The organism is Vibrio sp. 1457, assembly GCF_033340195.1.
Taxonomy (GTDB): domain Bacteria; phylum Pseudomonadota; class Gammaproteobacteria; order Enterobacterales; family Vibrionaceae; genus Vibrio; species Vibrio alginolyticus.
This window is the reverse complement of the sequence record NZ_JAWOWA010000007.1, coordinates 119,128-143,000: the sequence shown is the minus strand read 5'-3', so window position 1 is coordinate 143,000 and position 23,873 is coordinate 119,128. Positions and strand designations below refer to the sequence as shown.

26 protein-coding genes are annotated in these 23,873 nt (G+C 45.3%); 17 read left to right on the top strand and 9 right to left on the bottom strand.

The window, feature by feature from the left end:
* Window positions 1-204: 204 nt before the first annotated feature.
* Together R7Z41_RS09840 and R7Z41_RS09835 are read left to right on the top strand one after the other, a co-directional pair.
* Window positions 205-1,185 carry an OmpA family protein gene (locus tag R7Z41_RS09840; RefSeq protein ID WP_065275126.1) on the top strand — a complete coding sequence of 327 codons (981 nt, stop codon included), beginning with the start codon at window positions 205-207 and terminating at the stop codon, window positions 1,183-1,185.
* Window positions 1,186-1,385: 200 nt separating this feature from the next.
* On the top strand, window positions 1,386-2,255 hold the full coding sequence (locus R7Z41_RS09835) for a LysR substrate-binding domain-containing protein (protein WP_053349355.1): 870 nt from the start codon (window positions 1,386-1,388) through the stop codon (window positions 2,253-2,255).
* Window positions 2,256-2,323: 68 nt separating this feature from the next.
* Here R7Z41_RS09835 and R7Z41_RS09830 read toward each other — a convergent pair whose 3' ends face one another.
* Window positions 2,324-3,199 carry a LysR family transcriptional regulator gene (locus tag R7Z41_RS09830; protein WP_047102796.1) on the bottom strand — a complete coding sequence of 292 codons (876 nt, stop codon included), beginning with the start codon at window positions 3,197-3,199 and terminating at the stop codon, window positions 2,324-2,326.
* A 248-nt stretch (window positions 3,200-3,447) separates the two neighbouring features.
* On the opposite strand from R7Z41_RS09830, the gene R7Z41_RS09825 reads away from it, so the two are divergent.
* Window positions 3,448-3,684, top strand: a complete 237-nt coding sequence (locus R7Z41_RS09825; protein ID WP_318136355.1) for a hypothetical protein — start codon at window positions 3,448-3,450, stop codon at window positions 3,682-3,684.
* 121 nt (window positions 3,685-3,805) lie between these two features.
* Here the strand turns inward: R7Z41_RS09825 and R7Z41_RS09820 are convergent, their stop codons facing one another.
* Window positions 3,806-5,176: an L-serine ammonia-lyase gene (locus R7Z41_RS09820; protein ID WP_005374028.1), complete on the bottom strand. Its 1,371-nt coding sequence runs from the start codon at window positions 5,174-5,176 to the stop codon at window positions 3,806-3,808.
* Between the two features lie 131 nt (window positions 5,177-5,307).
* On the opposite strand from R7Z41_RS09820, the gene R7Z41_RS09815 reads away from it, so the two are divergent.
* Window positions 5,308-6,150, top strand: a complete 843-nt coding sequence (locus tag R7Z41_RS09815) for a YdcF family protein (protein WP_206970430.1) — start codon at window positions 5,308-5,310, stop codon at window positions 6,148-6,150.
* On the opposite strand, the gene R7Z41_RS09810 is transcribed toward R7Z41_RS09815, so the two are convergent.
* Both R7Z41_RS09810 and R7Z41_RS09805 read right to left on the bottom strand, forming a co-directional pair.
* Window positions 6,140-6,796: a hypothetical protein gene (locus tag R7Z41_RS09810; protein WP_005374025.1), complete on the bottom strand. Its 657-nt coding sequence runs from the start codon at window positions 6,794-6,796 to the stop codon at window positions 6,140-6,142. The genes R7Z41_RS09815 and R7Z41_RS09810 overlap by 11 nt on opposite strands.
* Window positions 6,797-7,045: 249 nt before the next feature.
* Window positions 7,046-7,312: a DUF333 domain-containing protein gene (locus R7Z41_RS09805; protein ID WP_005374023.1), complete on the bottom strand. Its 267-nt coding sequence runs from the start codon at window positions 7,310-7,312 to the stop codon at window positions 7,046-7,048.
* Window positions 7,313-7,589: 277 nt separating this feature from the next.
* Here R7Z41_RS09805 and R7Z41_RS09800 point away from each other — a divergent pair, with 277 nt between their 5' ends.
* A complete protein-coding gene (locus R7Z41_RS09800; protein WP_005374021.1) occupies window positions 7,590-8,108 on the top strand; it encodes an NUDIX hydrolase in 519 nt (172 codons plus the stop codon).
* Window positions 8,109-8,543: 435 nt separating this feature from the next.
* On the opposite strand, the gene R7Z41_RS09795 is transcribed toward R7Z41_RS09800, so the two are convergent.
* The 4 genes from R7Z41_RS09795 to flgA all read right to left on the bottom strand — a co-directional run bounded on the left by R7Z41_RS09795 (window position 8,544) and on the right by flgA (window position 10,944).
* Window positions 8,544-9,290, bottom strand: coding sequence for a lytic transglycosylase domain-containing protein (locus tag R7Z41_RS09795; protein ID WP_054576173.1), 747 nt, complete (start codon window positions 9,288-9,290; stop codon window positions 8,544-8,546).
* The gene (gene flgN, locus R7Z41_RS09790; protein WP_005374018.1) at window positions 9,271-9,708 is read right to left on the bottom strand and encodes a flagellar export chaperone FlgN; all 438 of its coding nucleotides are present in this window, start codon (window positions 9,706-9,708) and stop codon (window positions 9,271-9,273) included. Before flgN ends, R7Z41_RS09795 begins: the two co-directional genes overlap by 20 nt.
* A gap of 20 nt (window positions 9,709-9,728) precedes the next feature.
* A complete protein-coding gene (flgM, locus tag R7Z41_RS09785; RefSeq protein WP_005374016.1) occupies window positions 9,729-10,010 on the bottom strand; it encodes a flagellar biosynthesis anti-sigma factor FlgM in 282 nt (93 codons plus the stop codon).
* Window positions 10,011-10,146: 136 nt separating this feature from the next.
* Window positions 10,147-10,944, bottom strand: coding sequence for a flagellar basal body P-ring formation chaperone FlgA (gene flgA, locus R7Z41_RS09780; protein WP_206970427.1), 798 nt, complete (start codon window positions 10,942-10,944; stop codon window positions 10,147-10,149).
* A gap of 77 nt (window positions 10,945-11,021) precedes the next feature.
* Between flgA and flgB the strand changes: the two genes are divergently transcribed.
* Genes flgB through R7Z41_RS09720 form a run of 12 tightly spaced genes read left to right on the top strand, consistent with a single transcriptional unit; the run spans window position 11,022 to window position 21,012 of the window.
* Window positions 11,022-11,384 carry a flagellar basal body rod protein FlgB gene (gene flgB / locus R7Z41_RS09775; protein ID WP_005374013.1) on the top strand — a complete coding sequence of 121 codons (363 nt, stop codon included), beginning with the start codon at window positions 11,022-11,024 and terminating at the stop codon, window positions 11,382-11,384.
* Window positions 11,385-11,386: 2 nt separating this feature from the next.
* On the top strand, window positions 11,387-11,821 hold the full coding sequence (gene flgC, locus R7Z41_RS09770) for a flagellar basal body rod protein FlgC (protein ID WP_005374012.1): 435 nt from the start codon (window positions 11,387-11,389) through the stop codon (window positions 11,819-11,821).
* Window positions 11,821-12,504: a flagellar hook assembly protein FlgD gene (flgD, locus tag R7Z41_RS09765; RefSeq protein ID WP_005384410.1), complete on the top strand. Its 684-nt coding sequence runs from the start codon at window positions 11,821-11,823 to the stop codon at window positions 12,502-12,504. The genes flgC and flgD overlap by 1 nt, the downstream gene beginning before the upstream one ends.
* A gap of 27 nt (window positions 12,505-12,531) precedes the next feature.
* The gene (gene flgE, locus R7Z41_RS09760; RefSeq protein WP_005374010.1) at window positions 12,532-13,728 is read left to right on the top strand and encodes a flagellar hook protein FlgE; all 1,197 of its coding nucleotides are present in this window, start codon (window positions 12,532-12,534) and stop codon (window positions 13,726-13,728) included.
* 12 nt (window positions 13,729-13,740) lie between these two features.
* Window positions 13,741-14,472 (top strand): flagellar basal-body rod protein FlgF, encoded by a 732-nt coding sequence (gene flgF / locus R7Z41_RS09755; RefSeq protein WP_005374009.1) that lies wholly within the window; start codon window positions 13,741-13,743, stop codon window positions 14,470-14,472.
* 24 nt (window positions 14,473-14,496) lie between these two features.
* A complete protein-coding gene (gene flgG / locus R7Z41_RS09750) occupies window positions 14,497-15,282 on the top strand; it encodes a flagellar basal-body rod protein FlgG (protein ID WP_005374008.1) in 786 nt (261 codons plus the stop codon).
* Between the two features lie 32 nt (window positions 15,283-15,314).
* Entirely contained in the window at window positions 15,315-15,986 is a 672-nt protein-coding gene (gene flgH / locus R7Z41_RS09745; protein ID WP_017635111.1) for a flagellar basal body L-ring protein FlgH, read from the top strand.
* On the top strand, window positions 15,971-17,107 hold the full coding sequence (locus tag R7Z41_RS09740) for a flagellar basal body P-ring protein FlgI (RefSeq protein WP_139831986.1): 1,137 nt from the start codon (window positions 15,971-15,973) through the stop codon (window positions 17,105-17,107). The genes flgH and R7Z41_RS09740 overlap by 16 nt, the downstream gene beginning before the upstream one ends.
* A gap of 10 nt (window positions 17,108-17,117) precedes the next feature.
* On the top strand, window positions 17,118-17,666 hold the full coding sequence (locus R7Z41_RS09735) for a rod-binding protein (protein ID WP_206970425.1): 549 nt from the start codon (window positions 17,118-17,120) through the stop codon (window positions 17,664-17,666).
* Window positions 17,667-19,040: a flagellar hook-associated protein FlgK gene (gene flgK, locus R7Z41_RS09730; RefSeq protein WP_206970423.1), complete on the top strand. Its 1,374-nt coding sequence runs from the start codon at window positions 17,667-17,669 to the stop codon at window positions 19,038-19,040.
* Between the two features lie 13 nt (window positions 19,041-19,053).
* Window positions 19,054-19,953, top strand: a complete 900-nt coding sequence (gene flgL / locus R7Z41_RS09725) for a flagellar hook-associated protein FlgL (RefSeq protein ID WP_225478030.1) — start codon at window positions 19,054-19,056, stop codon at window positions 19,951-19,953.
* Between the two features lie 18 nt (window positions 19,954-19,971).
* Entirely contained in the window at window positions 19,972-21,012 is a 1,041-nt protein-coding gene (locus R7Z41_RS09720; protein WP_136976308.1) for a flagellin, read from the top strand.
* A 124-nt stretch (window positions 21,013-21,136) separates the two neighbouring features.
* Here the strand turns inward: R7Z41_RS09720 and R7Z41_RS09715 are convergent, their stop codons facing one another.
* Window positions 21,137-23,800: a DUF2339 domain-containing protein gene (locus R7Z41_RS09715; protein ID WP_395219511.1), complete on the bottom strand. Its 2,664-nt coding sequence runs from the start codon at window positions 23,798-23,800 to the stop codon at window positions 21,137-21,139.
* Window positions 23,801-23,873 lie beyond the last annotated feature (73 nt).

Sequence of the window (23,873 nt, the reverse complement as noted above, 5' to 3'; positions counted from 1 at the left end):
GTATGCGGATGAAGCTCATGAATAGATGGTCTTGAGGTTACCTTTTTCCGTTTTACGTCATTGGCGTTTGAATATCATTTTTGATTCTTTCCTACGCTATTTAGCTATTTCTATTCGAAGAAAAGAGAAAGTTACGGCTTCATATTTTACGGCAGTATGCTGCCGCGATGTGTTGCTTTGTGTACAAGAAAAAGGAAAAGAATAATGAAAAAAATCGCTATAGCAGTGGCTACTGTACTTGCTGGTGGTGTGATCTCAAACGTTGCACTTGCTGACACTTACATGGGCGGTAAAATAGGTTACAACTCTCTAAACGATGCGTGTTACCTAAACGAACCTTGTGACGACGACAGTTTTGCAGCATCTATGCACTTAGGCTACAGCTTCAACAAGTACGTTGCAGCAGAGTATGGTGTTGATTACCTTGGTGACTTCACTGCAAACTTCAAAAAGCCTGGCCTAAACACCGTTGATGGTGATCTTTGGGCGTTGACGCTTGCTCCTAAATTTAACCTACCACTAACGGATTCTTGGAATCTATTCGCGAAAGTTGGTGCTGCATACATGATGGCTGGTGACGAGAAAGATTTCGTACCAACTGGCTCTCTGGGTGCTGAATACCAAATCAACTACAACTGGAGCCTACGTGCTGAATACCAACGCTACCAAGATATGTCTGATGATGTAATTGAAGACATGGATTCAGATTTCTTCGGTATTGGTTTCAACTACAAGTTTGGTTCTGAGCCTGTCGTTCAAGAAAAAGCCGTTGAAGAGGTAGTAGAAGCACGTCCTGCAACACGCATTGTAGATCACGTTTACCCTGCTCAAACAACAGCGACAGTACAATTCGACTTAGAAAGTGCAGAAGTGAAAGACGCGTCGAACCTTTCTGGTACCGTTGATTTGATGAATACTTACCCACAAGCTCAAGTTGAGATCACGGGTTACAGCGATACGACAGGTTCTGCTGCTTACAACAAGCAACTCACAGAAAAACGTGCGAAAGCCGTTGCTGACGAGTTCCAAGCAAAAGGTATTGCGGCTGAGCGTATGACAGTGAAAGGCATGGGTGAAGCTAACCCAGTGGCAAGCAACGAGACACGTCAAGGTCGTCAAATGAACCGTCGTGTTGAAGTGGTTGTTCCTGCGTTTGAATACCAAACAACTGAAAAAGCAGAATAATTCCTGCTTAAGATAAAGTTCCAAAAGCCAGCGTGTATCACGCTGGCTTTTTTGATCCCGCTTAACTAACTCAGTAGTTGTGTAGAAACATAGTTATATCGGGACGCTTTGACATGTGCTCAACATACGTAAACTCAGCACCTTCATCAATTTGTCATCACCAGTTCATAGCATGACAGCCAAGTGTTTGGGAGAATGATATGCAAAGTTTACCGCCGCTCAATTTGCTCCGAGCTTTTGAAGCCACGGCGCGACTACAGAGTTTTACAAAAGCCGCAGAGGAGCTAAATGTGACTCGTGCGGCCGTAAGCCAACAGGTGAAATCGCTAGAGTCACAGCTCAATGCGACGTTATTCGAGCGCAAGGGCACGCACCTTACGCTGACCTGCTCCGCACAAGAATACTGGCCTGTGGTTAATCATGTGCTTCAAACATTATCGACCACGACGCAGCATTTATTTACTCGTCCCAAGAATACGCAAGTTAACTTACATGTCGCTCACAGCTTTTGCTCTCAGTGGTTAATGCCAAGATTGGCTGATTTTCAGCGACAATTCCCAGACATCTCCTTTAAAATCTCGACTACTGCTAATACAGTTCCAAGCGCCAGTGCGATTGCGGATATCGAAATTATTAACGGAGATGGAGATTGGCAAGAGCAAGAAGCCATACGATTAACCCAAGAAAACTGGATCGTTGTCGCAAGCCCCGGCTTTATGCATTTAAACCCGATAAATGACCTCTTGCAGTTAGCTAAAGCGCCTAAAATTTGTACTGGCGGTTATCATGAATCTTGGCAAGAGTGGCTTACGCACCAAGGTTATCAAGGGAAGGTGAGCAAAGTCGTCGCCGAGTTTGAACACTCATTGCTTGCTATTCATGCTGCGATGAATCAACTTGGCGTGTTGCTGGTAAGAGACTTTCTTGTTGAGGATGAGCTGCAACAGGGCGTATTAGTCCAGGCTGGAAATTGGAATATGCCAAGTTCTGGTGCACATTATATGATGGTTCGAGCATCCGAAAAATCACACGTAAACACCTTTGCTCAATGGTTAATACAGAGTCTTTAATGTTCGTTCAGCGAGTGAGTAGAGCGCATGTGTGGTTTGGCTATTATTAGCAGTAGCAAGTCATCAGTCTAGGACTGAGCGACATGCTTAATTACATCTAATAACCACTGATTTACCGGAGCTTGCTGTTGAGAGCGACGACAGCTCATCACGTAGCGAACATCAAGCTCTAGCCCAGCAGGAAGCGCGATACTTCGGCAACCCTTAGGAACATGTCCACTCATCGTTATGCCAAAATGATTCGTTTGCAGAAGCACTTTTTGAATCATCGCTGGGTGCTCAATTTCCACTTTAGGTGTGGTTCTAAAACCCATATGTTTGAGCCTTTCCAACACAGGGTATCGGTAGTCGTTCCATCCCGGCGTTTTAAAAAGTATAAAAGGGTATTCTTCTAGCTCTTGGGAGTTTTGAGCGGGATGATCTTGTCGAACAAAAAATACCGCTTTTCCTCGCCCCAGTTCGGTCTGAACAATTGACTGTGGCAGATCTTCATCAAAGTAATGAATCGCAATGGCGTTTTCACCGTCAATTAATCGTTTTTTTGCTTCGCTACCCCAGCGCAAACATGAGAATTTTGCTTCTGGAGCGTGCTTTAGTAACTCCAAGTAAAACTTGTCACCGAAGTACTCCCAAAACAATGTGTTGGCATAAATAGTGATTGAGCCGTCAAAATGAGCTGGTGAAAAATGCTGTGGTTTGATGGAATCAATACTGTTGATTATTTGCTCAAAATGCGCAATGTTCGCTTCCACAAAAGCTGTTGGTTCAAAGCCATTTTTGGTCTGAACGAATAGCGGATCATTGAGCTGAGTTTTCATCTTTGTCAGATTTTTGCTGATTGCTCCTGACGTTTTACCGAGTGATTCTGCGACTAACCGGACGTTACGTAACTCATACATCCGTTTTAATACCAAAATATTTTGAATATCCAGATTAACGCTCATACATTGTCTCGCTTGGCTTTTGTCGACAAATCATATCGCTGAATTTCTTAAGAAAAGACAACGCTCGGTCAATTTAAGTTGCTGCCTTATCCCTGATTTATTGAAGGTAACGATAAGTTATTCTTGGTTACATCAGTTTATTAGCATGGATTTCCATTTGGTAAATAATGACTTTCCTCGTATGAGCGCGTTTCTGTTGTTACAGTTTTTCCACCGAAAGAAAGTAAGAACGATAATAGAGGTGATGTATGAAAAAACTAATCGCACTTGTTTTGATGGTTTGCTCAACAAACGTAGCATTTACTGGCGATGGGTCATACACGGGCACGATTGATATGACGATGGCAACGAAAAATCAGGTTGACGTAGAGCGTGCAGATTCTCAATTGACGCTGAAGGGTCGCAATGAAATGGCCTATGGCGGTGTAACAATCCATTCGGATGCTGCAACTCAAAAAATTGAACTTCGTGGTCGACGTGATTAATCGAATAGTTTCTTGTTAAGAAAATGCCGCGAAGAACGCGGCATTTCTATATGTAATATCATCAGATCATAATTACCAGATAAGCGTATGGTGAGAAGCTAAGCGCAATGACCACTTGCCATTATTCGCATGGCGGTGCCATATGAATGACAGCTAAGCCCCCCAAAGAGGTTTCACGGTATTTTTTATTCATATCTTTACCAGTCTGATACATGGTTTCGATAACTTTATCTAACGAAATTAAGCATTTACTTGTGCGCTTTAATGCCATACGCGATGCATTAATCGCTTTCATTGCTCCCATGGCATTTCTTTCAATACAAGGTACTTGAACCAAGCCGCCAATCGGGTCACAAGTCATACCCAATGAATGCTCCATCGCAATTTCCGCAGCAATACAAATCTGCTCGTTACTGCCCCCTCTTAGCGCTGTTAAGCCAGCGGCAGCCATGGATGAAGAAACCCCAACTTCTCCCTGACACCCCACTTCTGCACCAGAAATTGACGCGTTAGTTTTATATAAGATGCCGATAGCGCCGGCGACTGCGAGAAAGTCTTTTAGCTGTTTAACATCGAGCTCTTTGATGAAGCGATGGTAGTACATCAATACCGCCGGAATCACCCCTGCTGCACCATTCGTTGGAGAAGTGACGACTTGCCCTCCTGCTGCATTTTCTTCACTAACCGCAAAGGCAAAGAGATTGATCCAATCCATGATCTCCATCGGATCGTTTTCAACTGCAGCGTTGGCTTCGAGCTTTTTCAAAAGGTTTGGTGCTCGACGAGTGACATTTAGACCACCTTCCAAAATCCCTTCCGTATCGAAGCCACGTTGCATGCAGAGCGACATCACTTTCCAAATTTGCTCTGCTCTTTGGTTAATTTCTTCGTCTGAGCGAAATGCGAGTTCGTTTTGGAGGATCATGCCTCCCAAGCTGAAACCGTTCGTCTCGGCTTTTTCCAGCATCTCATCTGCGGATGTAAACGGAAATGGTACTGCGACCTCATTTTGTTGCGTGCCGTTCTCTAGTTCGTCGGCGGTGGCGATGAATCCGCCCCCAATGGAGTAATAAATTTCAAACGCTACTTGATCTCCAGCTGCGTCTAATGCCGTAATCGTCATACCATTTTCATGCAGGGGAAGGTTGTCGCTATGAAAGACGATGTCATGGTCGTAGCTAAACTCAATCTGGTGTGTACCGGCGAGCATGAGCGTATTATTGTCTATGGTATTTTGTAGCGCACTTTTGGCACTGCTCATTTTGATGGTATCAGGTTTATTTCCCATCAAACCAAGGACCGTGGCTCGGTCTGTATGGTGCCCTCGACCTGTCAGTGACAATGAGCCATAAAGGTCCACTTGCACCCGATGCACTTTCGCCATAGAGTCGCTAACTAGCTGAGTGAAATGGAATCCGGCAAGCATAGGACCATTAGTGTGGGAGCTGGATGGCCCGACACCAATTTTAAATATATCGAAAATCGACAGCATAATTGACTTCCTTTAGCAGTGAACCTTTATAAAGGTCTCTAGAACAGTGTTGTTAACTAGATGTTAAAGCTTGTGGGTCGGGAGTGAAAGAAGATTTTTGTAACACTGCCAACTAAGCGCGAGATTTTAAAATGAAGTTAGACAACATCGTCATCGTTTTAGGTAAACGCCTCGTCAATAACAGGTTGACCTCTGAGGGCATAACAAGAGTCGAAGCTTTGTCTTGTAGGACTGCATCACTACCGACAGAGCGAACGGCGATTATTTTTTGTGGCGGAGTAACGCAAGGACAAAGTGTTTCTGAAGCAGAGGCGATGTACGCGTATTTTAGAACCCTAAACGCAGAATCTGTGAATCCGTTCCCTGAACGTCATATACTCTTAGAAACGGAGTCGTTGAACACGTTTCAAAACATGCGTTATGTTTCCCAAGTTTTGTGCAAAAGTGGGTTGTTCGAGTTATGGTCGGGGCATCCGGTTGAGGTTATCTTGCTGTCTAATGACTACCACCTCGAACGAATCATTGATATCCAGAATTTGATGGATGAGCAAGGCTTATTACGAGTACTTAAATCCGATTGCGAATCCATGGGGGTGACTCTCAATATTCCACTGGATATCAGCAAACATATTAGCGTGCCATACCCACATAAAGGGCTTATGGCGGAGACATTCTTGCTACTCGATGAACTCACAACCTACCGAGTTTATTTAGAAGGGGTCAAGCATGGCGTATTTTTCCGAGATTTATCAATTGTCCGAAAAAAGCCACTTATGATCGCAAGAGATGCTATTCACAAATTGCTCTCTTTCCCGCTCGATAAAGAGGCTTTGCAACATATTGGAGAAATGAAAAAGGCCGTCGAAATGACGGCCTTGGATGAATCTATAGGTGCTGCGGAAAAGGCATTAAGTATCTTCCATCCGATACTGACTGCATTGAACCGTCGCTTTGACCCAGAGTCTATTCATTAAGCTCGCGTTTTGTGCGGACGGCGCTTAATGCGATCAAACAGTAGCAAAGCAGTTCTATACCTTCTTCTGAGATATTTTTAACATCACGGATGTAATTTTCGTCCATCACTTGTTGCCAAAAACTGCCCATACCATACAAACGAGAGAAGACTAATAATAGCATCACAGCGCCAACTAATAGCTTCATATGTGGCACCGTTAAAATGGTCGCCATTTCGTTCATGGTACCTTTACCACCTTGGTAAGCTTTGGCGCAAGCCAGTGCGGTGACAGCAAGTGCTGGGAAAACCCAAGAGCCATGATGAATCATGTCTGTCCAATAGTCCGTTTCGCGAATAATCAGTACTGCAAAAAATCCTGCAATCAAAATAGCCGCATGCTTTAGCTGAGGCTGTTGTTTCGATAAGCTGAAAAACGACCATGATGCAATAGCAAGCATCACAAGCTGGAGCGTTTCTGTAACGGAAAGCTCGCCAAGGCTTGATCCCAACACGACATAATCAAGACGAAGACTAAGGTTAACGAGAATACTTATAGCGACAATCATCAAGGCGTTTAAACTCGATTTATAAATAATGCGCTTTGATTTTTCAGTGACAACGTTGCTTGGGGCTGACTCGGCTTCTTTTACTATTTGTGTTTTCATCTTGCTCACCTGTCCCAGAAAATGTGGAAGAAATGTGAATTAGTGTGATCTGTGTTTGGAATTTTATTGTCCAAGTGGAAAGTTATGTCAGGGGAATGTCAAGAATAGAACACTGTTCGATATAGGGTCGATGTGCGGTAAAGTCAGAGATATGTAAAAACAACGTAAGAACACTTTGATAAATCAAATAAAAAAGGAGCCCAAAGGCTCCTAAGTGATAGAGGGAAGGTGACGTATCGATAAAAATAATTAGTAGTTGTCACCCTCATTTTCTTTGTGATTCTCGCGATAGTATTCCCATTGCTCGACGCGTTCATTGTCCGACAGCACACAGTAAGTGACACGTTCGCCGTTTTCCGACACGGTATCCAGCTCACCACCTTGCTGAACACAGTATACGGCTGCGGGATTTGCAACGGAGGTATACTCAGTTGATCGGGTCGCTCCCTCGTAAGTTGAACAACCAGCCAGTACCAATGTTGCAGCCATAGCCATCATTAAATTTGTCTTTTTCATTCTTTATCTCCGCATGGGGTGGGCGAGTATTGTATTGATTATAGGCAACTTTAAGAGATTATTGTCTTATCGATGTTAAAAGTAAGAGGGACGTATAAGAATTTAGATATTCTCATTTATTGCTGATTAGCACGTCACACTTCTGTTCTTGGCGTATTGTTGTGAAGGTCATATCAATCACTTCCTGACAAGCGCTCGAACGTACCTGGCCTACAACAATGATTTAAAGTGTGAAATTCGGTAATATGCGCACAAAACATTGACCGTGGTATTTTCGATGAGACATTTAAAATCGACCGTTCATCCAGACATAGAGCATTTGGATGACAAAATTGTTTTTCAGCGCAATGCAGCGCGAGCCATTGTACTTGATGGTGAAGATGTGCTGTTGCTCTATACAGAACGTTACCATGACTACACGCTACCAGGCGGTGGTATTGATGATGGTGAAGATGTCATTGCTGGATTAGTCCGTGAATTAGAGGAAGAAACGGGCGCCCAAAATATACATGGTATTAAGCCTTTCGGAATCTTTGAGGAGTTTCGTCCGTGGTACAAGGATGACGCTGACGTGATGCACATGGTGTCGTATTGTTATACATGTAAAATCGAACGTGAGCTAGGCGAAACGGCGTATGAAGATTACGAAGTTAAAAATGGAATGCGCCCGGTATGGATGAACATACACGAAGCAATTGCACACAATGAAAAAACGATGGCAGAAAGCCCGAAAAAAGGCATGAGCATTGAGCGCGAAACGTTTTTACTTCAGTTGATTTCTAAAGAATTACTATAAACAGCTAGTTTGCAGCATTACGACTTAGCTTCTGTTGGCTCTATTGTGGGCAAAGATTTTAGAGCAATAAAAAAGTCCGGACTCCCCCCCGGAACCCGGACTTATTCCAGACGCGCAAGCGAAGCGTCATCTTGATATGTTAGATTTGTTTCGAACTATGAAAACAATAGCTGTTTTACATTTAGTGTGTAAATAATTATTAGGTCTGACCATTGGTTTTCATGTTTTTTTGCAAACGCAATGTGACGCATATCTACCCAATTGCCAAGCGCAATTGGGGCGCTTTTTAGTAAACCACTACTCTTTCTTATCTTTGAGATACCTTACCTCAACTTTTTTGCACACGTTTGCATAGAGATCACGAGTTTTCAAATTCGCCGAACAGGATCTTGTAATTTTACGTTTCTCTGACATTGAGCTCTGTCGTAGCTTTTATCACAAATTAACTAGCGGAGGCAGTCGGCTAAAGTCGACCAGCGGTTGTGAAATCATAGGAGCGTCTGGAGCAAACAAGAGTAAAGGTTGAAATGATGAGGATTGTAACTGACCGATATCTATCAACTTTTCCAATGCATAGAAGCGGCTGACATATTGGCGAGTCTCGTTAGGCAGCGTGAGTTGTTGGAAATCTCGACTTCCTGCTCGCTGAATAGCACGTGCAACACGTCCTTCTCCGGCATTGTAGGCAGCTAAAGTGAGAGCCATATTTTGATCGAATTTGTTGTATAAAAACGCCAGGTACTTGAGCGCGGCCGTTGTGCTGGCTTCTGTGTCAAAGCGATCATCTTGTTTTGTATTTATCGTTAATCCGAACCGTTTCGCTGTGGTTGGTATCAATTGCCAAAGTCCGGCGGCGTTAGCGTGAGAAACGGCTTTGGGGTTGTAAGAAGATTCTAACATTGGCACTAAGGCTAGGCTATTTGGTAATGAGTGGTTTTGAAGCTGTTTGAAAATGTGGTTAATTACCGGTTTGGATGAATCGAGACGCTTGGCAATTTGTGGTTTGTATGGTGCTAATACTTGATACTGCGTTTGAATATCGACAGCATTTGGTTTTGCCTGGCATGTGATTGGAAGGTAGGACAGAAAGGCAATAAAAATAAAAAGGCCTACAGTACTCAGCCGAGATGGCGACTGAATCTGTAGGCAAGACGAACATCGTTTAGAACGATTTATCTTCATAAGTGTGTTGCACAGGTTGTTTGAGTTGACTGACCAACTCATGGAACGCCGCAGAGCTGTGGCCATTGCTCTGATTGTATTGTTGGCACTGACTTACCAACGTTTCCAATAGCGCCCATTGTTTTCTAGCTTGCATACCTATTTGGGCAGGCAAAGCATTGAAAATTCGTTTTACGCTGGCGTCATTACACGCTAATCCCAGCGCTCGCATACACTGGCTTCTGTCATTGGCGGAGCGGCTGAGTTTATTGAGTATCGGCATTTGTTTCTGAACATTGTCGTTCAGTGCCTCTCCATCAAACTTTAAGTACAATACCTTTTGCTGCTGAAGCAAAGGAAGCAGTTGTTGATAAAGCTTAATATCCTCAGATATAGAGCGAACAAATTGTTGAATTCGCTGCGATACTGCGCTTGCCATGATGTCTTCCTAGCGTTTTATTACTCGTGACCTGTATGGAACTGCATGATTGCCTTGGATAGCACTTTTGTATCTAGGCTAAGTTCACCACGCGCTAATGCGTTGCGTACTTGTTCTACTTTTTCCATATCAACATCAGGTAGTGATGCCATTTCAGCTTGAGCGCGATCTATCGCTACGGTATTCGCTTGAAATGCAGGCTCGTGTACTTTGCTCTGTTCGACGACGTCGACAGGCTGTTTGCTTGCTTGCTGTAATTTTGTTTGTGGGACATGACCGCCCGCGACTTTGTCGATTTTCATGCTGTGGTCCTCATCATCATGTTCTAAATTAAGTAGGCGGTTAGAATGTGATAAACATTAAATATTTTTTTTGTACTCGAAGTTCAGTGTTACTGACGAGAGCCAAAATTAAAAAATGTTACCCCGAGTCAAAAAATCAAAATTGAGTATGAACCTGGTTTAATCCAGTTACGACTGCTCTTATGACCTTGCCCGAACTTGGGTTTTCCACGTCAATTTGTTGCCCTTTCGCTCCATCTTCTAAGGCGACTCCTTTTGTGCTGGCACTAAATCCATTTTTGCTCGCAATGACTATGACTTCATTGCCTTTCTCGATTAGAGGTGGGGCCGACAAATTGGATGGATTAACCACTTGTCCAGCCCGCAAACGACGAGAGGTTTCTAAGCCTACTGCTTGCTCGGGGCGAGTATAAAAATCGTCTTGGCGAGAGATGGTTCGGGTTTCAAGCTTTATGTGTTTAGCCGTTACGACTTCATTTCGGCCAACCGTGGTTGTCGCGACCAAAACAGGCAGAGTCAGCGAAGACTTTATCGTAACGTTAATTCGCCATGGTGATGCGATATTGTCGCAGCTGACTGAGCGCTTGAGGTTACCGACTGGCAACGTGTTGTTGTCACGACCTGTGATAACTAAAGGCGATTGACATTCTGGCAAGTGATTGGCTGAACCGGGCACCCACATGTCGAAGTCTAGTTTGTACTCCCCCCACTGATTGGAGAGCGCTACGCGATCCACCTCTTGTTCGAAATCCGTTGCTACAACGGACCTTATCTCTTCAACGCTTAGGGTTTTGTTATTGGTGTTGGCGAATGCTTGTTCTGATGCCAAAGCGAGTAACGTCAGCATTATTGTTGAGGAAGTAGACATTTTCCTCTTGTTTTTAATGCTTTCCGAGAACCGGAAGTTTGGCTTCCATCCTTGTTTGTAAATCATTGATATATATAGCTATTTTTTATGGCACGTATCTTGTTTGTATGTTGGCGTATTCGAGCCAACTGTAAGGAAGATGCATGGCGATCACATTTGAAAATGCTTTAGGAGTACATCCAGAGGCACTTAATTTTCGCGTTCAGCGTACCAAAGTCCTCGCCAGTAACCTAGCAAATGTTGACACCCCTGGGTATTTGGCGAAAGACCTAAGTTTCACCACCGTAATGAACCAAGTAACGGCAGGTGGTGTGAACAAACCGGTGCCAAAGTTCCAGGTTCAGGCCCAATACTCGGTGCCTTACCAGAATAGCAAAAATGGCAACACCGTAGAGCTTGGTGTTGAACAAGCAAAATTCACGCAAAACAACATGGACTTTCAAACTAGCCTGACGTTTCTCAACATGAAATTTAATGGCTTAGCGAAAGCGATTGAGGGACGTTAATTATGTCATTCACTGATATTTACTCGATCACTGGTTCCGCGATGACAGCACAAACTGTGCGTCTGAATACGGTAGCCAGTAACTTAGCAAACGCAGATGCAGTATCTGCAAATCCAGAAGATGCTTATAAAGCGCTTAAGCCAGTATTTGCGACTGTGTACCAAAAAACGCAAATGACAACAGAAAATGGAGCTTATCCCAATGCAGAAGTTCGCATTGTTGACGTTGTTAAAAATGCTGGAGATGCAGAGAAGCGTTTTGAGCCGAACAACCCACTGGCTAATGATGAAGGCTATGTGTTTTACCCAGATATTGATGTAGTTGCTGAAATGGCAGACATGATGTCCGCAACACGCAGCTTCGAAACGAATGTTGAAGTATTAGCCAATGTAAAAAGTATGCAGCAAGGTCTGCTTAGATTAGGGCAGGGCAGCTAATGAGTATTGCACAATACACCCCTTTATCGTCTGACGCTCCAGTAAATACAAAAGCAAAAGACAGCAACGGTATCTCACCAAACCCTAAAGACATGAACAGTGCTTCTTCATTGGAGAATGAGTTTATTTCTTTGATGGTGGCTCAAATTCAAAACCAAGACCCACTTAATCCCCTTGATGGTACGGAATACGTTGGTCAATTGGCTCAGTTCTCGCAGGTACAAAGTACCGAGAATATGTCTAAGACAATGCAACAGAGCATGGTGTTACTGGACAACATGCAAGTGCTATCAACAGCGGGCCTTGTTGGGCAAACGGTTTACGTCAATGCGGATGAATTTCAGCTTGGTGAAGACGTACAAAACGGAAAAATCGAACTCGCTCATAGCTCAAACCAAGTCACGTTAGTTGTTAAAGATGAATTTGGTCAATCAACTAAAGTGCCACTAGGTGCTCACGGCAAAGGTGACGTCGACTTTTCAATTAATCCTGAAGAACTTGGTCTTAAACCAGGCAAATACTCAGTGGCCGTAGAAGTGCAAGAAGGGCAAGCAAGTCCAAATGTGCTGATGGCAGGCACTGTTGAGCAAGTGCGCATTCCTAATACCGGTGGCGCAGCATTAGTCAATGTCCATGGCGTTGGCAACGTTCCTTTCTATCAAATCACTCAGTTTGGTGCTTAACCAAATACGGAAATCAGAGGTCTATTTATGAGTTTTAACATCGCACTAAGTGGTCTGGACGCGACCAACACAGAGCTAAACACAATCAGTCACAACATTGCCAACGCATCAACGTATGGTTTTAAAGGTGGCCGCACAGAATTCTCCGCTGTATATAACGGCATGCAACCTGGTGGTGTGGAAGTCGCGTCAATTTCACAGAACTTCGACAAAGACGGCAGTATCACAGGAACTGGCCGTGCGATGGACCTAGCTATTAATGGCGGTGGCTTTTTTGTTACTAAAGATAATATGGGTCAAATGTTGTACACACGTTCAGGTGTGTTCTCAACGGATAAGAACAACTTTGTTACGGCTAACAGCGGTGCAAAGCTTCAAGGTTACAGTGTCGATAGCAACAACAACCTAATGACAGGTTCTGTGGGTAATATTCAGGTATCGACTTCCTCACTGAATGCTAAAGCAACAGACAGCTTAGATTTTGTTGCGAACTTCGACGCAAGCGCGTCTGTTATTGATAAAGCCGTAACGCCATTCAATCCAAAAGATCCAAGCTCATTTAACTCGTCTTACACAACAAAAGTCTACGACTCACTGGGTAACTCGCACACGGTAACTCAGTACTTTACTAAGACTGCTTCTAACTCGTGGGAAGTGAACGTTCAAGTAGATGGCGGTACGACGCCAGTAGCAACTGTGCCTGTAACGTTTGGTAAAGACGGCTCGCTTTCAGCACCAACTGCGCCGTTTAATGTTTCATTCCCTGCTGCAGGCGCGAACGCGATGAGTGTAGACATTAACCTGAAAGGCAGCACGCAATTTGGTGCAGCTTTTGGCGTAAGTACTAATAGTCCTAACGGTTACACATCAGGTGAACTTGCAGGTGTACGCGTTGAAGGTAACGGCATGGTTTACGCGACTTACACTAACGGCCAATCACAGCTACAAGGTCAGGTTGTTCTTGCTGATTTTGCAAACACACAAGGCTTAGCGAAAGTGAGTGGAACATCATGGACTCAAAGCTTTAGCTCAGGTGCTCCAATTATGGGTGTTCCGGGTTCAGGTACGATGGGTGACCTAACTCCGGGTGCATTAGAAGGTTCTAACGTTGACTTAACCAGCGAGCTTGTTGCTCTAATGACTGCACAACGCAACTACCAAGCAAACGCAAAGACAATTTCTACCAGCGACAAGCTTACTCAAGCTTTGTTTAACGCGGTGTAATGGGAGTTTTGCATGGATAGTTTGTTATTTACGGCAACGTCGGGTGCCAGCCGAGTTCTTAAAGCGCAGCACGTTCGTTCAAACAACTTATCAAATGCTGATACTGCGGGTTTTCGAGCGGATATGGAGCGTGTGCGTAGTGTAGAGATGCAAGGCCCAGGTTTTGATGGTCGCACTATGGTTGTGACCAACTCTGCCTCAACACGTTTCGACGCTGGCGATATTGTGAAAACAGGACGTCCGTTGGACGTTGCGGTTATGGGGGAGGGATATCTCTCTGTAGAAACCCCAGCGGGTAACGAAGCTTACACCCGTGCAGGCAATATTCAGGTCGATACTTTTGGCGCTCTAACAATCAATGGGTTCCCTGTCCTCGGTGACAATGGTCCTTTGGTTGTGCCGGATTATCAAAAGATTGAAATCAGCGAGCGTGGTCAAGTCTCAGTGATCCCACCAGGTGGCGGCGCAGAAATTGTGGCAGGCACTTTGAAGTTGGTTAAACCGGAAATTAATCAACTGCAAAAAGAGAGCGATAGCTTGCTGCACAGCGTAGATGGCGTGCCATTCGCGGCAGATGAAACCGTGCAACTCTCTCCTGAGCACATTGAGGGCAGTAACGTATCTGCTATTGATGAATTGGTTAGTGTGATGTCGCTGACGCGCAACTTTGAAATGCAAGTTCGCATGATGAAAACGGCGGAAACTCTAGCAAAAGCTGGTAACAAATTAATGGCGGCGAGCTAAGTCTCGCCCCGCAAGGAGTAAAAAATGCATTCAGCATTATGGGTAAGTAAGACAGGCATGGCAGCGCAAGACACGAAGATGACTGCCATTTCTAACAACCTAGCAAACGTAAACACGGTTGGCTTTAAGCGTGACCGAGTCGTATTTGAAGATCTTTTCTACAGCATTCAGCGTCAACCAGGCGCACAAGTAGACCAAGTTAACGAACTACCAAGTGGTATTCAGCTAGGTAGCGGTGTTCGCGTTGTTGGCACACAAAAAGTGTTCACGCAAGGTAATACCCAAAACACAACGCAAGAGTTGGATCTTGCTGTAATGGGTCAGGGTTTCTTCCAAATAGAAAACTCGGACGGACAGATCATGTATACACGTAATGGTCAGTTCCATCGAAACTCAGAAGGCTTAATGGTGAACAGTCAGGGCCTGCCTTTAGAGCCTCAAATCCAGATCCCAGACAATGCGGTCTCTTTCTCTGTGGGTGTTGATGGCACAGTGACTACAACAACAGCAGACGATCCAACACCTCAGCAGCTTGGTCAAATTACACTTGCAAAATTCATCAATCCAGCCGGCTTAGAGGCCATGGGTGGCAACTTATTCCGTGAAACGGAAGCCAGCGGTCCAGCTGATGAGCTGATTGCAGGGGCTGATGGCGCCGGCATTATCAAGCAAGGTGCACTGGAAGGGTCAAACGTACAAGTAGTAGAAGAGATGGTCGACATGATCACCACTCAACGTGCGTATGAGATGAATGCGAAAGTGGTCTCTGCTGCAGATGACATGCTGAAGTTTGTTTCGCAATCAATGTAAGTATGAAATTGGTGATGATGAAGGAAAAAGCAATGAAATGGCTTTCTAAGAGTTGGGCAGTAGCCGCCGTGTTGCTGGTGGGATGTGCTGGCCGTCAGGAATTTATTCCGCCTGAGCCGAATGCTGAGGAATATGCACCACCAACGCTCGATTACACGCTGCCGGAAACCCAATCTGGTAGCCTTTATCGTCACCAATACACGATGACTCTGTTCCAGGATCGTCGTGCTTACCGAGTTGGCGATGTATTAACGGTTCAATTATCAGAAGAAACCTCATCGAGTAAAAATGCGGGTACTAAGTTCGGTAAAAGTTCAGCAATTAACTTTGTGGCGCCGACCATAGGCACGAAAACTATCGATGAGTTAGGGGTTAGCGTGGATGGCAAACGTAACTTCGATGGCAGTGCATCAAGTTCACAAGGCAACAAGCTTCAAGGTGCCATTACGGTAACGGTACACGAAGTATTACCTAATGGCGTATTGCGTATCAGCGGTGAAAAATGGCTTCGTCTGAATCAAGGCGACGAGTTTATTCGTCTAACCGGTATCGTCCGTGTGGATGATATTAACCGCAGTAACCAAGTTTCTTCTCAACGAATTGCTGATGCAAGAATTACCTACGCAGGTCGCGGAGCGCTAGCTGACAGCAACGCAGCCGGGTGGCTAACTCAGTTCTTCAACAGCCCATGGGTACCTTTCTAATGAAGACAATGCAATCTTTCTTTATGTCTCTCCTATTGGTGTTGACCTTGGGACTACCAGGCACTTCACGTGCTGAAGCGGAAATTCCGATCATGGACTTGGTCGATGTTCGCGGCATTCGAGAAAACCAACTGGTTGGTTATGGTTTGGTAGTTGGCTTAGCCGGACAAGGTGACCGAAACCAAGTGAAATTTACCTCTCAATCTATTACCAACATGCTACGTCAGTTTGGGGTTCAAATTGATGACAGTATGAACCCTAAGCTACGAAATGTGGCTTCTGTGAGTGTGACAGCGTCCGTTGACCCAATGGCAGGCCCAGGACAAACGTTGGATGTGGTTGTGTCTTCAATCGGTGATGCAAAGAGCCTTCGCGGTGGTACGTTATTGCTAACGCCTTTACGTGGTATTGATGGCGAAGTGTACGCGATTGCGCAAGGTAACGTGGTTGTGGGCGGCTTATCTGCAGAGGGGCGAAGTGGCTCCAAAGTAGAAGTAAACACACCAACGGCGGGTCGCGTTCCGAATGGTGCGACTTTAGAGAGAGAAATCAAAACCGATTTCAACCAACGTGATGAAATCACCCTAAACCTGCGCAAGCCTAGCTTCACTACAGCAAAAAATATTGCGCGTGAAATTAACAACACTTTTGGACCTAAAGTTGCAGTTGCGATCAATAAAGCGCGCATTGATATGCGTGCACCAAAAGATACACAGCAGCGTGTCGTCATGATGTCGATGCTTGAAGAAATGAGCGTCGTTGAAGGCCGTAAACCTGCTCGTATTGTCTTTAACTCTCGCACTGGCACCGTAGTGATCGGTAAGAGTGTCAAAGTGAGTGAAGCAGCAGTAAGTCACGGTAACTTGACCGTGCGAATTTCTGAATCACAACAAGTTAGTCAGCCTAATGCGTTTGCAAATGGCGATACGAAAGTCGTTAACCAAACGGACCTTGATGTGAATGAAGATCTCGCTCAGATGGTGATTTGGCCTCCAGGCACGGAACTTAACACCATAGTTAATGCGGTAAATAGTTTAGGTGCCACGCCTACAGACTTGATGTCTATCCTGCAAGCTTTGAGTGAAGCGGGTGCATTGAACGCTGAATTGGTCGTGATATAAGGAGTTAAGGATGAAGCTAGACAGTACCAATGAACAAACTCAGTTAAATTCGATGTTTTATCACGACAATAGTGCATTGGCTAACATCAAGCATAGTCGTGATCAAGAAGGCGCACTTGAAGTCGTCGCAGGTCAATTTGAGGCAATGTTCCTACAAATGGTGTTACGCCAAATGCGCAGCAGTAGTGATGCTCTTGCTGATAAAGACAGCCCGTTCGCCAGTCAGCAACAAGGGGTATTCCGTGATATGTATGACGGTCAGCTGGCGATGGAACTAGCAAAGAAACAGAGCTCAGGCATTGCCAATATGCTCATCCAGCAGCTGAGCCCGTCTATGCGTGAGGTTGCTTTCGATGCTGCGCGCAACATCTCATCCGCTAACGATGGTAAAGCTTCGAATTCTGAATCTATCTCACAAGTAGATTCTAAAGAGGTGGAGAAGAATTCAAGCCTATTTAATACCGCTTCTCAAGCCGTCGCCTCTGTTAAACAGGTATTCGGTGAGGCCGGTATGACTACCGCGTTTTCTCAGCCGTTGATCAGAAAAATGGAGCTGTAAATGAACCTAGTTAATATTGCCCTTTCAGGTTTAGGCGCGAACCGTGTGGCCCTAGACGTAACCGCGCAAAACGTGGCAAACGTGAATACCGTGGGTTACAGTCGTCAACAAGCGTTGATGGCGTCTGTCGATGATGGTAAAGCCAATCGCTTAAGTCCAGGTTTAGGGGTAGAAGTCACTAGCATTCGCCGCGTTACTGATCAATTTCTGATTAAGCAAACGTGGTCGACTAACAGTATGGCGGCATACGCATCTGGATACACCAGTAACATGAGTCAGCTGGAGAATACGCTTGGTGCCGATGGTTTCAGTATATCGGCTGGCTTGGACTCGCTAAACGCTGCGCTTAACGATGCGACCGTTAAGCCGGAATCCATACCTTACCGCCAGCAGATCATTAACGAATCTGAAGCTTTGGCCCGCCGTTTTAATACGCTTACCGAATCTTTATACAATCAACATAAAGACATGAGCGATCAACGTAATGCAGCGCTTAACCACGCGAATAGCCTTATGGAAAATATCGCGAAGGTGAACAAGCAACTGGTAGAGATGCAAGGTACAGGTGGTAACCCATCACAGTTAATGGATGAACGAGATAGGTTAATCGGTGAGTTATCTCAAACCATTGAAATCAAAACAACACAGCAGCATGACGGCAGTGTTCAGGTCACACTAACCTCTGGTCAACCGCTTGTGATGGGTACGGACCATGGCAAACTGGAAGCCATTCCTGACCCGAGTGATCCTTACTTGGCGAACTTACACGTCACGTTCTCGAATCAAAGTTTTGCGATTGGTGACTCGCTTGGTGGCAAATTAGGTGCGATTAATGACTATCAAACCGAAGTGTTGAAACCAAACCAATTGGCTCTGAATGACATGGCGAAAGCTCTCGCGGATGAATACAACGCCGTGCTTGCGACTGGCAAAGACTTAAATGGCAACCCAGGTAAACCTTTGTTCAGCTATGACCCAGCAAACCCTGCAGCCAGTTTGGATATTACCAAGCTAACTCCAGATGAGCTTGCGTTCTCAAGTGATGGAACACCTGGTAACGCAGATGCGTTGCAATCATTGATCGAGTTAAGCAACAAGCCAGTGGCGGTATCAGGTTACGGCTCAGTAAGCTTGAACGATGCCTTTAGTTCAATGGTGGGTCAAACCGCAATTAAAGCACGCCAAGCTAATGCTGATTATCAAGCGAAGTTAGCCATGAACAAGCAAGCGCACGCAGCTCGCGATAATGTTAGTTCCGTAAACAGCGATGAAGAAGCGGCTAACCTAATGATGTTTGCTAATGCGCACAATGCCAACATGAAAGTGATCAGCACAGCAAATCAACTGCTCGATTCTATTCTGCAGTTATTCTAAGAGGAAAGTTTAGATGCGAATTAGTGACAATCAATTTAGTCAAATGATGTTGCACAGCTTGCAGAGCAATAGCGCGGGATTAGGCGAAGCTCTGCAACAGATGTCTACTGGCAAGCGCTTAACCAAGCTGTCTGATGATCCAATGGCTTCGATCAAGTTGCTTAACTTAGACCGAGAAACCAGTGCGATTGCTCAGTACAAAAACAACATTGAAAACGTAAAAACGACGCTATCGAGTCAAGAAACCCATTTAGATTCGATCAAAGAAAGCTTAAAAAGCATGCGAGACATCGCGCTTTGGGGTGCGAACGGCTCTCTTACTGACGAAAGTCGTGGCGGTATGATTACAGAGCTTAAGAGTTACCGTGACTCTATTGAGTCGTCTTTTAACGCGCAGGATGAAGAAGGGCACTACCTTTTCTCTGGTACTAAAACGGATACTGCGGCTGTAAGTAAAGCGAGCGGCAGCTACGTAATTGAAGGTAATAGTGACAAGCGCGTAGTAACAATTGCTAAAGGTGTCACGATGGATTCCAATATGACTGCAAAAGAAATATTGGACCTTGGGGGAGGCCATAACGTGCTTAACCAAATTGATGCGCTGATCAAAGAGTTTGAGAGCCCTACCGCCAACTTCAGAACTGAAGTTGAGGCGAGTATCAGCGCTATCGACGATACTTTTTCAAACGTACTAGGGACCATGACTGAGATTGGTGGTCGACACAACAACTTAGATCTTGTTGGTGGCGCGCACAGTGAAAACAAGCTGTTCGTTGACAAAGTATCTGGAGACCTCTCTGCTCTGGACTATGGTGAAGCGTCGGTACGATTGAGTAATTACATGGCCGCTTTGCAAGCAACGCAAGCAAGCTATGTGAAGATCGATGGTTTGTCGCTGTTTGACCGTTTATAAGGTTAGGAAGTTCTTTTTATGGTAATGAGTACAGTAGAGGTTAGACCCCATAGCATACGCTTAGGTGGACAAGAACAAGCCTCTATCATGCCGACCCGTTCTGCAGACTCAAGTACGGCAATTAAACCGCGCCCGGCGCAAATTCAGGCTGACACTGCGTCAGCCTACTCTGTATCTGGTATTCAGCTTACGCAGGGTCAGCAGCAAGCCACGGCGGTTCAGATCGCGTCCAAATCACTGCAGGTGATTGGCAAAGAGCTCACGCAAATTAAACGTGGTTTGACGCAAGCTGTTAATCAAGGCGTACAAAATGTTCCTGGTTTGCAGGATACATTGGTTCGCTCTAAAGCCACCATCCAAAAAGTCGTTGAGCAAGCACGTTTCGATGGCCAGAAAGTCCTAAATAACGAACTGCACTTAAAACTGGATAAAGCGGATATTCGTCGCTTTTCTATTCCAGGTTTGAATGTTCATCGCTTAAGCGACAAGGCCGAGCAAATCCGTTTGGATTTTCCTCAAGGTCAAGCGGTGATGATTCAGTTTGATGGACAATCAGACGGTGAGCGAACGGTCAAAATGCTGGATCGCAGCTTGATTGCGTTAGGAATGCGAGCCTCATTAGCCGATGATGGCAGCATTTTATTTGAAGCCAGAGACAACGCTTATCAACAAATGCAGCAAAAGGTGATGGTAACGGGGGAAGGGCACCGATTCCCTGCGGGACAGCCTAACGTTTTGAACTTAAAGTCTGAGCCAGATGGTATTGCGGAGCTCGGGTTTGATCTAGGCTCACGCGACGGCATCAAGCAGACGATTGCCAAAGTAAATCAGCATCTGAAACAAGTTCAAACGAGTTTGCAAGAAGCGAAAGCTTTTCATGGTGAACTGAATACTCAAATGCGTTCTATCCAAACCAAAACCGCACAGCTTTCAGTCAATGAGGTGAATGCAAAACTGGATGGATTCATGCAAAAGTCTGGCGAGTTTACTTCGACTTTTCAGGCATTGAATGCGCAAGCAAACGTGCGTCGTCATACCGTGGTCGCTTTACTGAAGTAACGAACACTCCAATGATTCCCGGCTTTACTGAAGTAACGAACACTCCAATGATTCCCGGCTTTACACTGTTATCGTCCCCCAATAACGAAAACAGCGCACTGTCGGGAATCTCTCTTCGACTCGTCTAGGGCTCGAGTGCTTTTGCCACCGAACGATTCAATTTCTGGAATAGCCATCCAAGTGCTATCAAAGACGCACCTAAGCCTAAGAAGCTTATCGCTCGCCAGAACCCATCCAGAGAGCTCACATCCCATAAGAATACTTTCAGTGCGACACAGGCAAGGACCACTAGACCGACACGCTGCATCATCAGCCCCTGTTGGGTCACGCCGCGCCAAGTCAGCAATCCACCTACGAGCAAGCCAGCCACTGAATAACTGAACAACTCAGCCATGCTGGTTGGCTGATACAGCATCATCGATGTGGTTTGCCAGAATTGACGGATAGACATCCCCAACCAAATGGCTGCAAGTAAAAAGCCTAGACTAGCAATCGCAAATCGATGAACTTGCAACGTATTCCAGCGTTTAAAGGCTGCGATAAGCAGGATGCAAGCTGGTAACAGCCAGCCGATACTCAGCATGTTAAAGATGGGAAGTGCTTGTGCCGAGACGTTATCAGTCACCAACGGCGATTCTGCCGTATTAAGCAAAATAATCAATATAGCGAACGCGCACCAAAGCAAGTAACTATAGATTTCGTAGATACGGCTTAAGCGTTGCGCAAATTGGCTGCGGTAGCTGTATACCAAACCCATAACTAATGCTTGATTGGCAAAGACTGCCGCACTTGTGAAGTCGATGTGCCCCAAGTAACCATATTGCCCCGTTAACCAGTAGTTAGTTTGGGTGAACAATGCCATTAAGAATACATGTAAAAACGCCCCTTCAAACCAGTTGGTCAGTTCTCGGTCCACTTGTTTTAGTGTTGAACGAGCATAAGACAAGATGAAGAGAGAAGGCATATAACTCACAAGAACCCAAGCCCAATGCCCGGCTTCTACCGGTTGCCATTCGGGTATGAAAGGTAGCAGCGTGAGTCGGATAACCAGTATTCCCATTGCCACTTTAATCGCCCAACTCGCAGGTCGAAATAACCCGACTTGAGCCTGTAAGGCCATTATCGCAACTTGTATTGAGATTGCTGTTGTTAACCAAGTATCGCTCAACCAAACAAAAGCGATACCTACGATTAAAGCATGCATAACGGCAGAGCATTCTAATGCCAACGAACGTGCACGCTGACCAAGCACAACATAGTAAGTGGCCATCAATGCGCAGAAGGTAGTCCAATACCACAGGTAGCCTTGCATAAATTCGTCAACATAAAGCAACGTAATTAAGCTCATCGCGGGAGCCAGTACCAGCAGAAGCAGCCCACTGAGTTGCGAACGGTCACTAAGTGATTGGCAATATGTTCGATAGCCGATCAGTGCAATACTCACCGCCAATGCGAATAGAATGCTAGCTTCTCGCTCTAACATATACAGCGCATCAAAAGCGATGGTAAGAACAATCAGCGCGGTTGCTGAGACGAGAATAGATGGCAAAAATACACGTAATGACCAGCCTGTACGAAGTGCTGGTAGCCAGATGATCGCAACAAGCAGCGTATAACAGTACGCCATTTGTAGAGTGTTCAGCTCCGGCATTCTGGTGACGGCAGAAAAGGTCAATAAAGCAGTTGCGAGAGCGGTAGCGGTCGGCGAGTTTGTCCACTTGCTTTGATAGTGACGAAAGCGAGGATTGAGCATCCAACCCATTCTCGGAACCGCGAAAATGAGATACAAAGTGATGGAGAGATAAATCGCGAGCCACGAGAACAACCGTTCTGTTGGTACACTCTCAATCAACAGCAACATCCAAATGACATGTGGAATCGCGATACTTGGCGTAATCCATGCCCTACGCACTTTTTGCATCAATAAGGTCGCCGCGAACGAAATTGCGCAGATGTATCCGGCTAACAAAAAGTAGTTGGGTTCATTACCTCCAATCCACAGTGGTGCTGTGTAGCCACCAATTAAGCCAAGCACGGCCATTAACGGCCCTTGTCGCAATGATAATGCTAAACTGAAAAATGCCGCTGAAGCCAAAATGATCAACGAGATACTTGGCGTTAGCATTTGATAAACCACAAAGGCAAAAATGACGGTGCAGTAAATGCCCGTTAATCCCGTACCGGTAACGGCAGCAGGAACATACGTAAAGCCTTGGGCTCGTGCTGCCCGCTGCGGATTCTGTTGTTCTTTACGGTGAAACCACTCGCCAACAAGCACCATAAGTAATGAGATCACAAAGGCAAAGGACACTCGCATAAATGGCGAAAACTGGATGTGACTACCAATCACCTGTACGAGATAACCTCCACCGATCAGCATGGCCAATGCGCCTACCCAAACCAACCAATTTTCTTGGATGTTGCTAAGCAGGCTCTGAACTTTACTCTGAAGGAATGACTCATTTTCTTGACTAAAAACATCCAGTTGCACTTCTCTTATCTGGGCGTACCCTTGATTCGCAGCGCTCTGGTCCAAGTCTAGGTTGGCAGCTGGATCATGTTCCCCAGAGGATGAGACATTTTTCTGTTGTGATTCTATGTGAGGTGACGTCGCTACAGATGGTGTGTCTTTTTCGATGCTGGATTGTTGGTGTACTTGTTGGTTTGAGCCCCCATGGACACTGGCTCGTAGTGATGTGACTTCCTCACGAAGTTTGGTTAGTTCTTTTTCTAAAAGTGCAGCTCGGTTGGCGGCTTTCACTCCGATGAGGATGGCGAGACACGCCATGAACAGTGCTAGTATTACGTACAATCCATTTCTCCTTGCGTACGTCGCGTGACCCACGATTCTTAACTTTGAG

Coding starts and splice junctions, on each gene's coding strand:
- R7Z41_RS09800 (WP_005374021.1), top strand. CDS start 7,590: ATGAGACATTTAAAATCGACCGTTCATCCAGACATAGAGCATTTGGAT.
- R7Z41_RS09825 (WP_318136355.1), top strand. CDS start 3,448: ATGAAAAAACTAATCGCACTTGTTTTGATGGTTTGCTCAACAAACGTA.
- R7Z41_RS09795 (WP_054576173.1), bottom strand. CDS start 9,290: ATGAAGATAAATCGTTCTAAACGATGTTCGTCTTGCCTACAGATTCAG.
- R7Z41_RS09720 (WP_136976308.1), top strand. CDS start 19,972: ATGGTAATGAGTACAGTAGAGGTTAGACCCCATAGCATACGCTTAGGT.
- R7Z41_RS09840 (WP_065275126.1), top strand. CDS start 205: ATGAAAAAAATCGCTATAGCAGTGGCTACTGTACTTGCTGGTGGTGTG.
- flgD (WP_005384410.1), top strand. CDS start 11,821: ATGAGTATTGCACAATACACCCCTTTATCGTCTGACGCTCCAGTAAAT.
- R7Z41_RS09715 (WP_395219511.1), bottom strand. CDS start 23,800: ATGGCGTGTCTCGCCATCCTCATCGGAGTGAAAGCCGCCAACCGAGCT.
- flgA (WP_206970427.1), bottom strand. CDS start 10,944: ATGATTTACAAACAAGGATGGAAGCCAAACTTCCGGTTCTCGGAAAGC.
- R7Z41_RS09835 (WP_053349355.1), top strand. CDS start 1,386: ATGCAAAGTTTACCGCCGCTCAATTTGCTCCGAGCTTTTGAAGCCACG.
- flgL (WP_225478030.1), top strand. CDS start 19,054: ATGCGAATTAGTGACAATCAATTTAGTCAAATGATGTTGCACAGCTTG.
- flgK (WP_206970423.1), top strand. CDS start 17,667: ATGAACCTAGTTAATATTGCCCTTTCAGGTTTAGGCGCGAACCGTGTG.
- flgB (WP_005374013.1), top strand. CDS start 11,022: ATGGCGATCACATTTGAAAATGCTTTAGGAGTACATCCAGAGGCACTT.
- flgH (WP_017635111.1), top strand. CDS start 15,315: ATGAAATGGCTTTCTAAGAGTTGGGCAGTAGCCGCCGTGTTGCTGGTG.
- R7Z41_RS09815 (WP_206970430.1), top strand. CDS start 5,308: ATGAAGTTAGACAACATCGTCATCGTTTTAGGTAAACGCCTCGTCAAT.
- flgG (WP_005374008.1), top strand. CDS start 14,497: ATGCATTCAGCATTATGGGTAAGTAAGACAGGCATGGCAGCGCAAGAC.
- flgE (WP_005374010.1), top strand. CDS start 12,532: ATGAGTTTTAACATCGCACTAAGTGGTCTGGACGCGACCAACACAGAG.
- R7Z41_RS09805 (WP_005374023.1), bottom strand. CDS start 7,312: ATGAAAAAGACAAATTTAATGATGGCTATGGCTGCAACATTGGTACTG.
- flgC (WP_005374012.1), top strand. CDS start 11,387: ATGTCATTCACTGATATTTACTCGATCACTGGTTCCGCGATGACAGCA.
- flgN (WP_005374018.1), bottom strand. CDS start 9,708: ATGGCAAGCGCAGTATCGCAGCGAATTCAACAATTTGTTCGCTCTATA.
- R7Z41_RS09740 (WP_139831986.1), top strand. CDS start 15,971: ATGGGTACCTTTCTAATGAAGACAATGCAATCTTTCTTTATGTCTCTC.
- R7Z41_RS09810 (WP_005374025.1), bottom strand. CDS start 6,796: ATGAAAACACAAATAGTAAAAGAAGCCGAGTCAGCCCCAAGCAACGTT.
- R7Z41_RS09735 (WP_206970425.1), top strand. CDS start 17,118: ATGAAGCTAGACAGTACCAATGAACAAACTCAGTTAAATTCGATGTTT.
- R7Z41_RS09830 (WP_047102796.1), bottom strand. CDS start 3,199: ATGAGCGTTAATCTGGATATTCAAAATATTTTGGTATTAAAACGGATG.
- flgM (WP_005374016.1), bottom strand. CDS start 10,010: ATGAAAATCGACAAAGTCGCGGGCGGTCATGTCCCACAAACAAAATTA.
- R7Z41_RS09820 (WP_005374028.1), bottom strand. CDS start 5,176: ATGCTGTCGATTTTCGATATATTTAAAATTGGTGTCGGGCCATCCAGC.
- flgF (WP_005374009.1), top strand. CDS start 13,741: ATGGATAGTTTGTTATTTACGGCAACGTCGGGTGCCAGCCGAGTTCTT.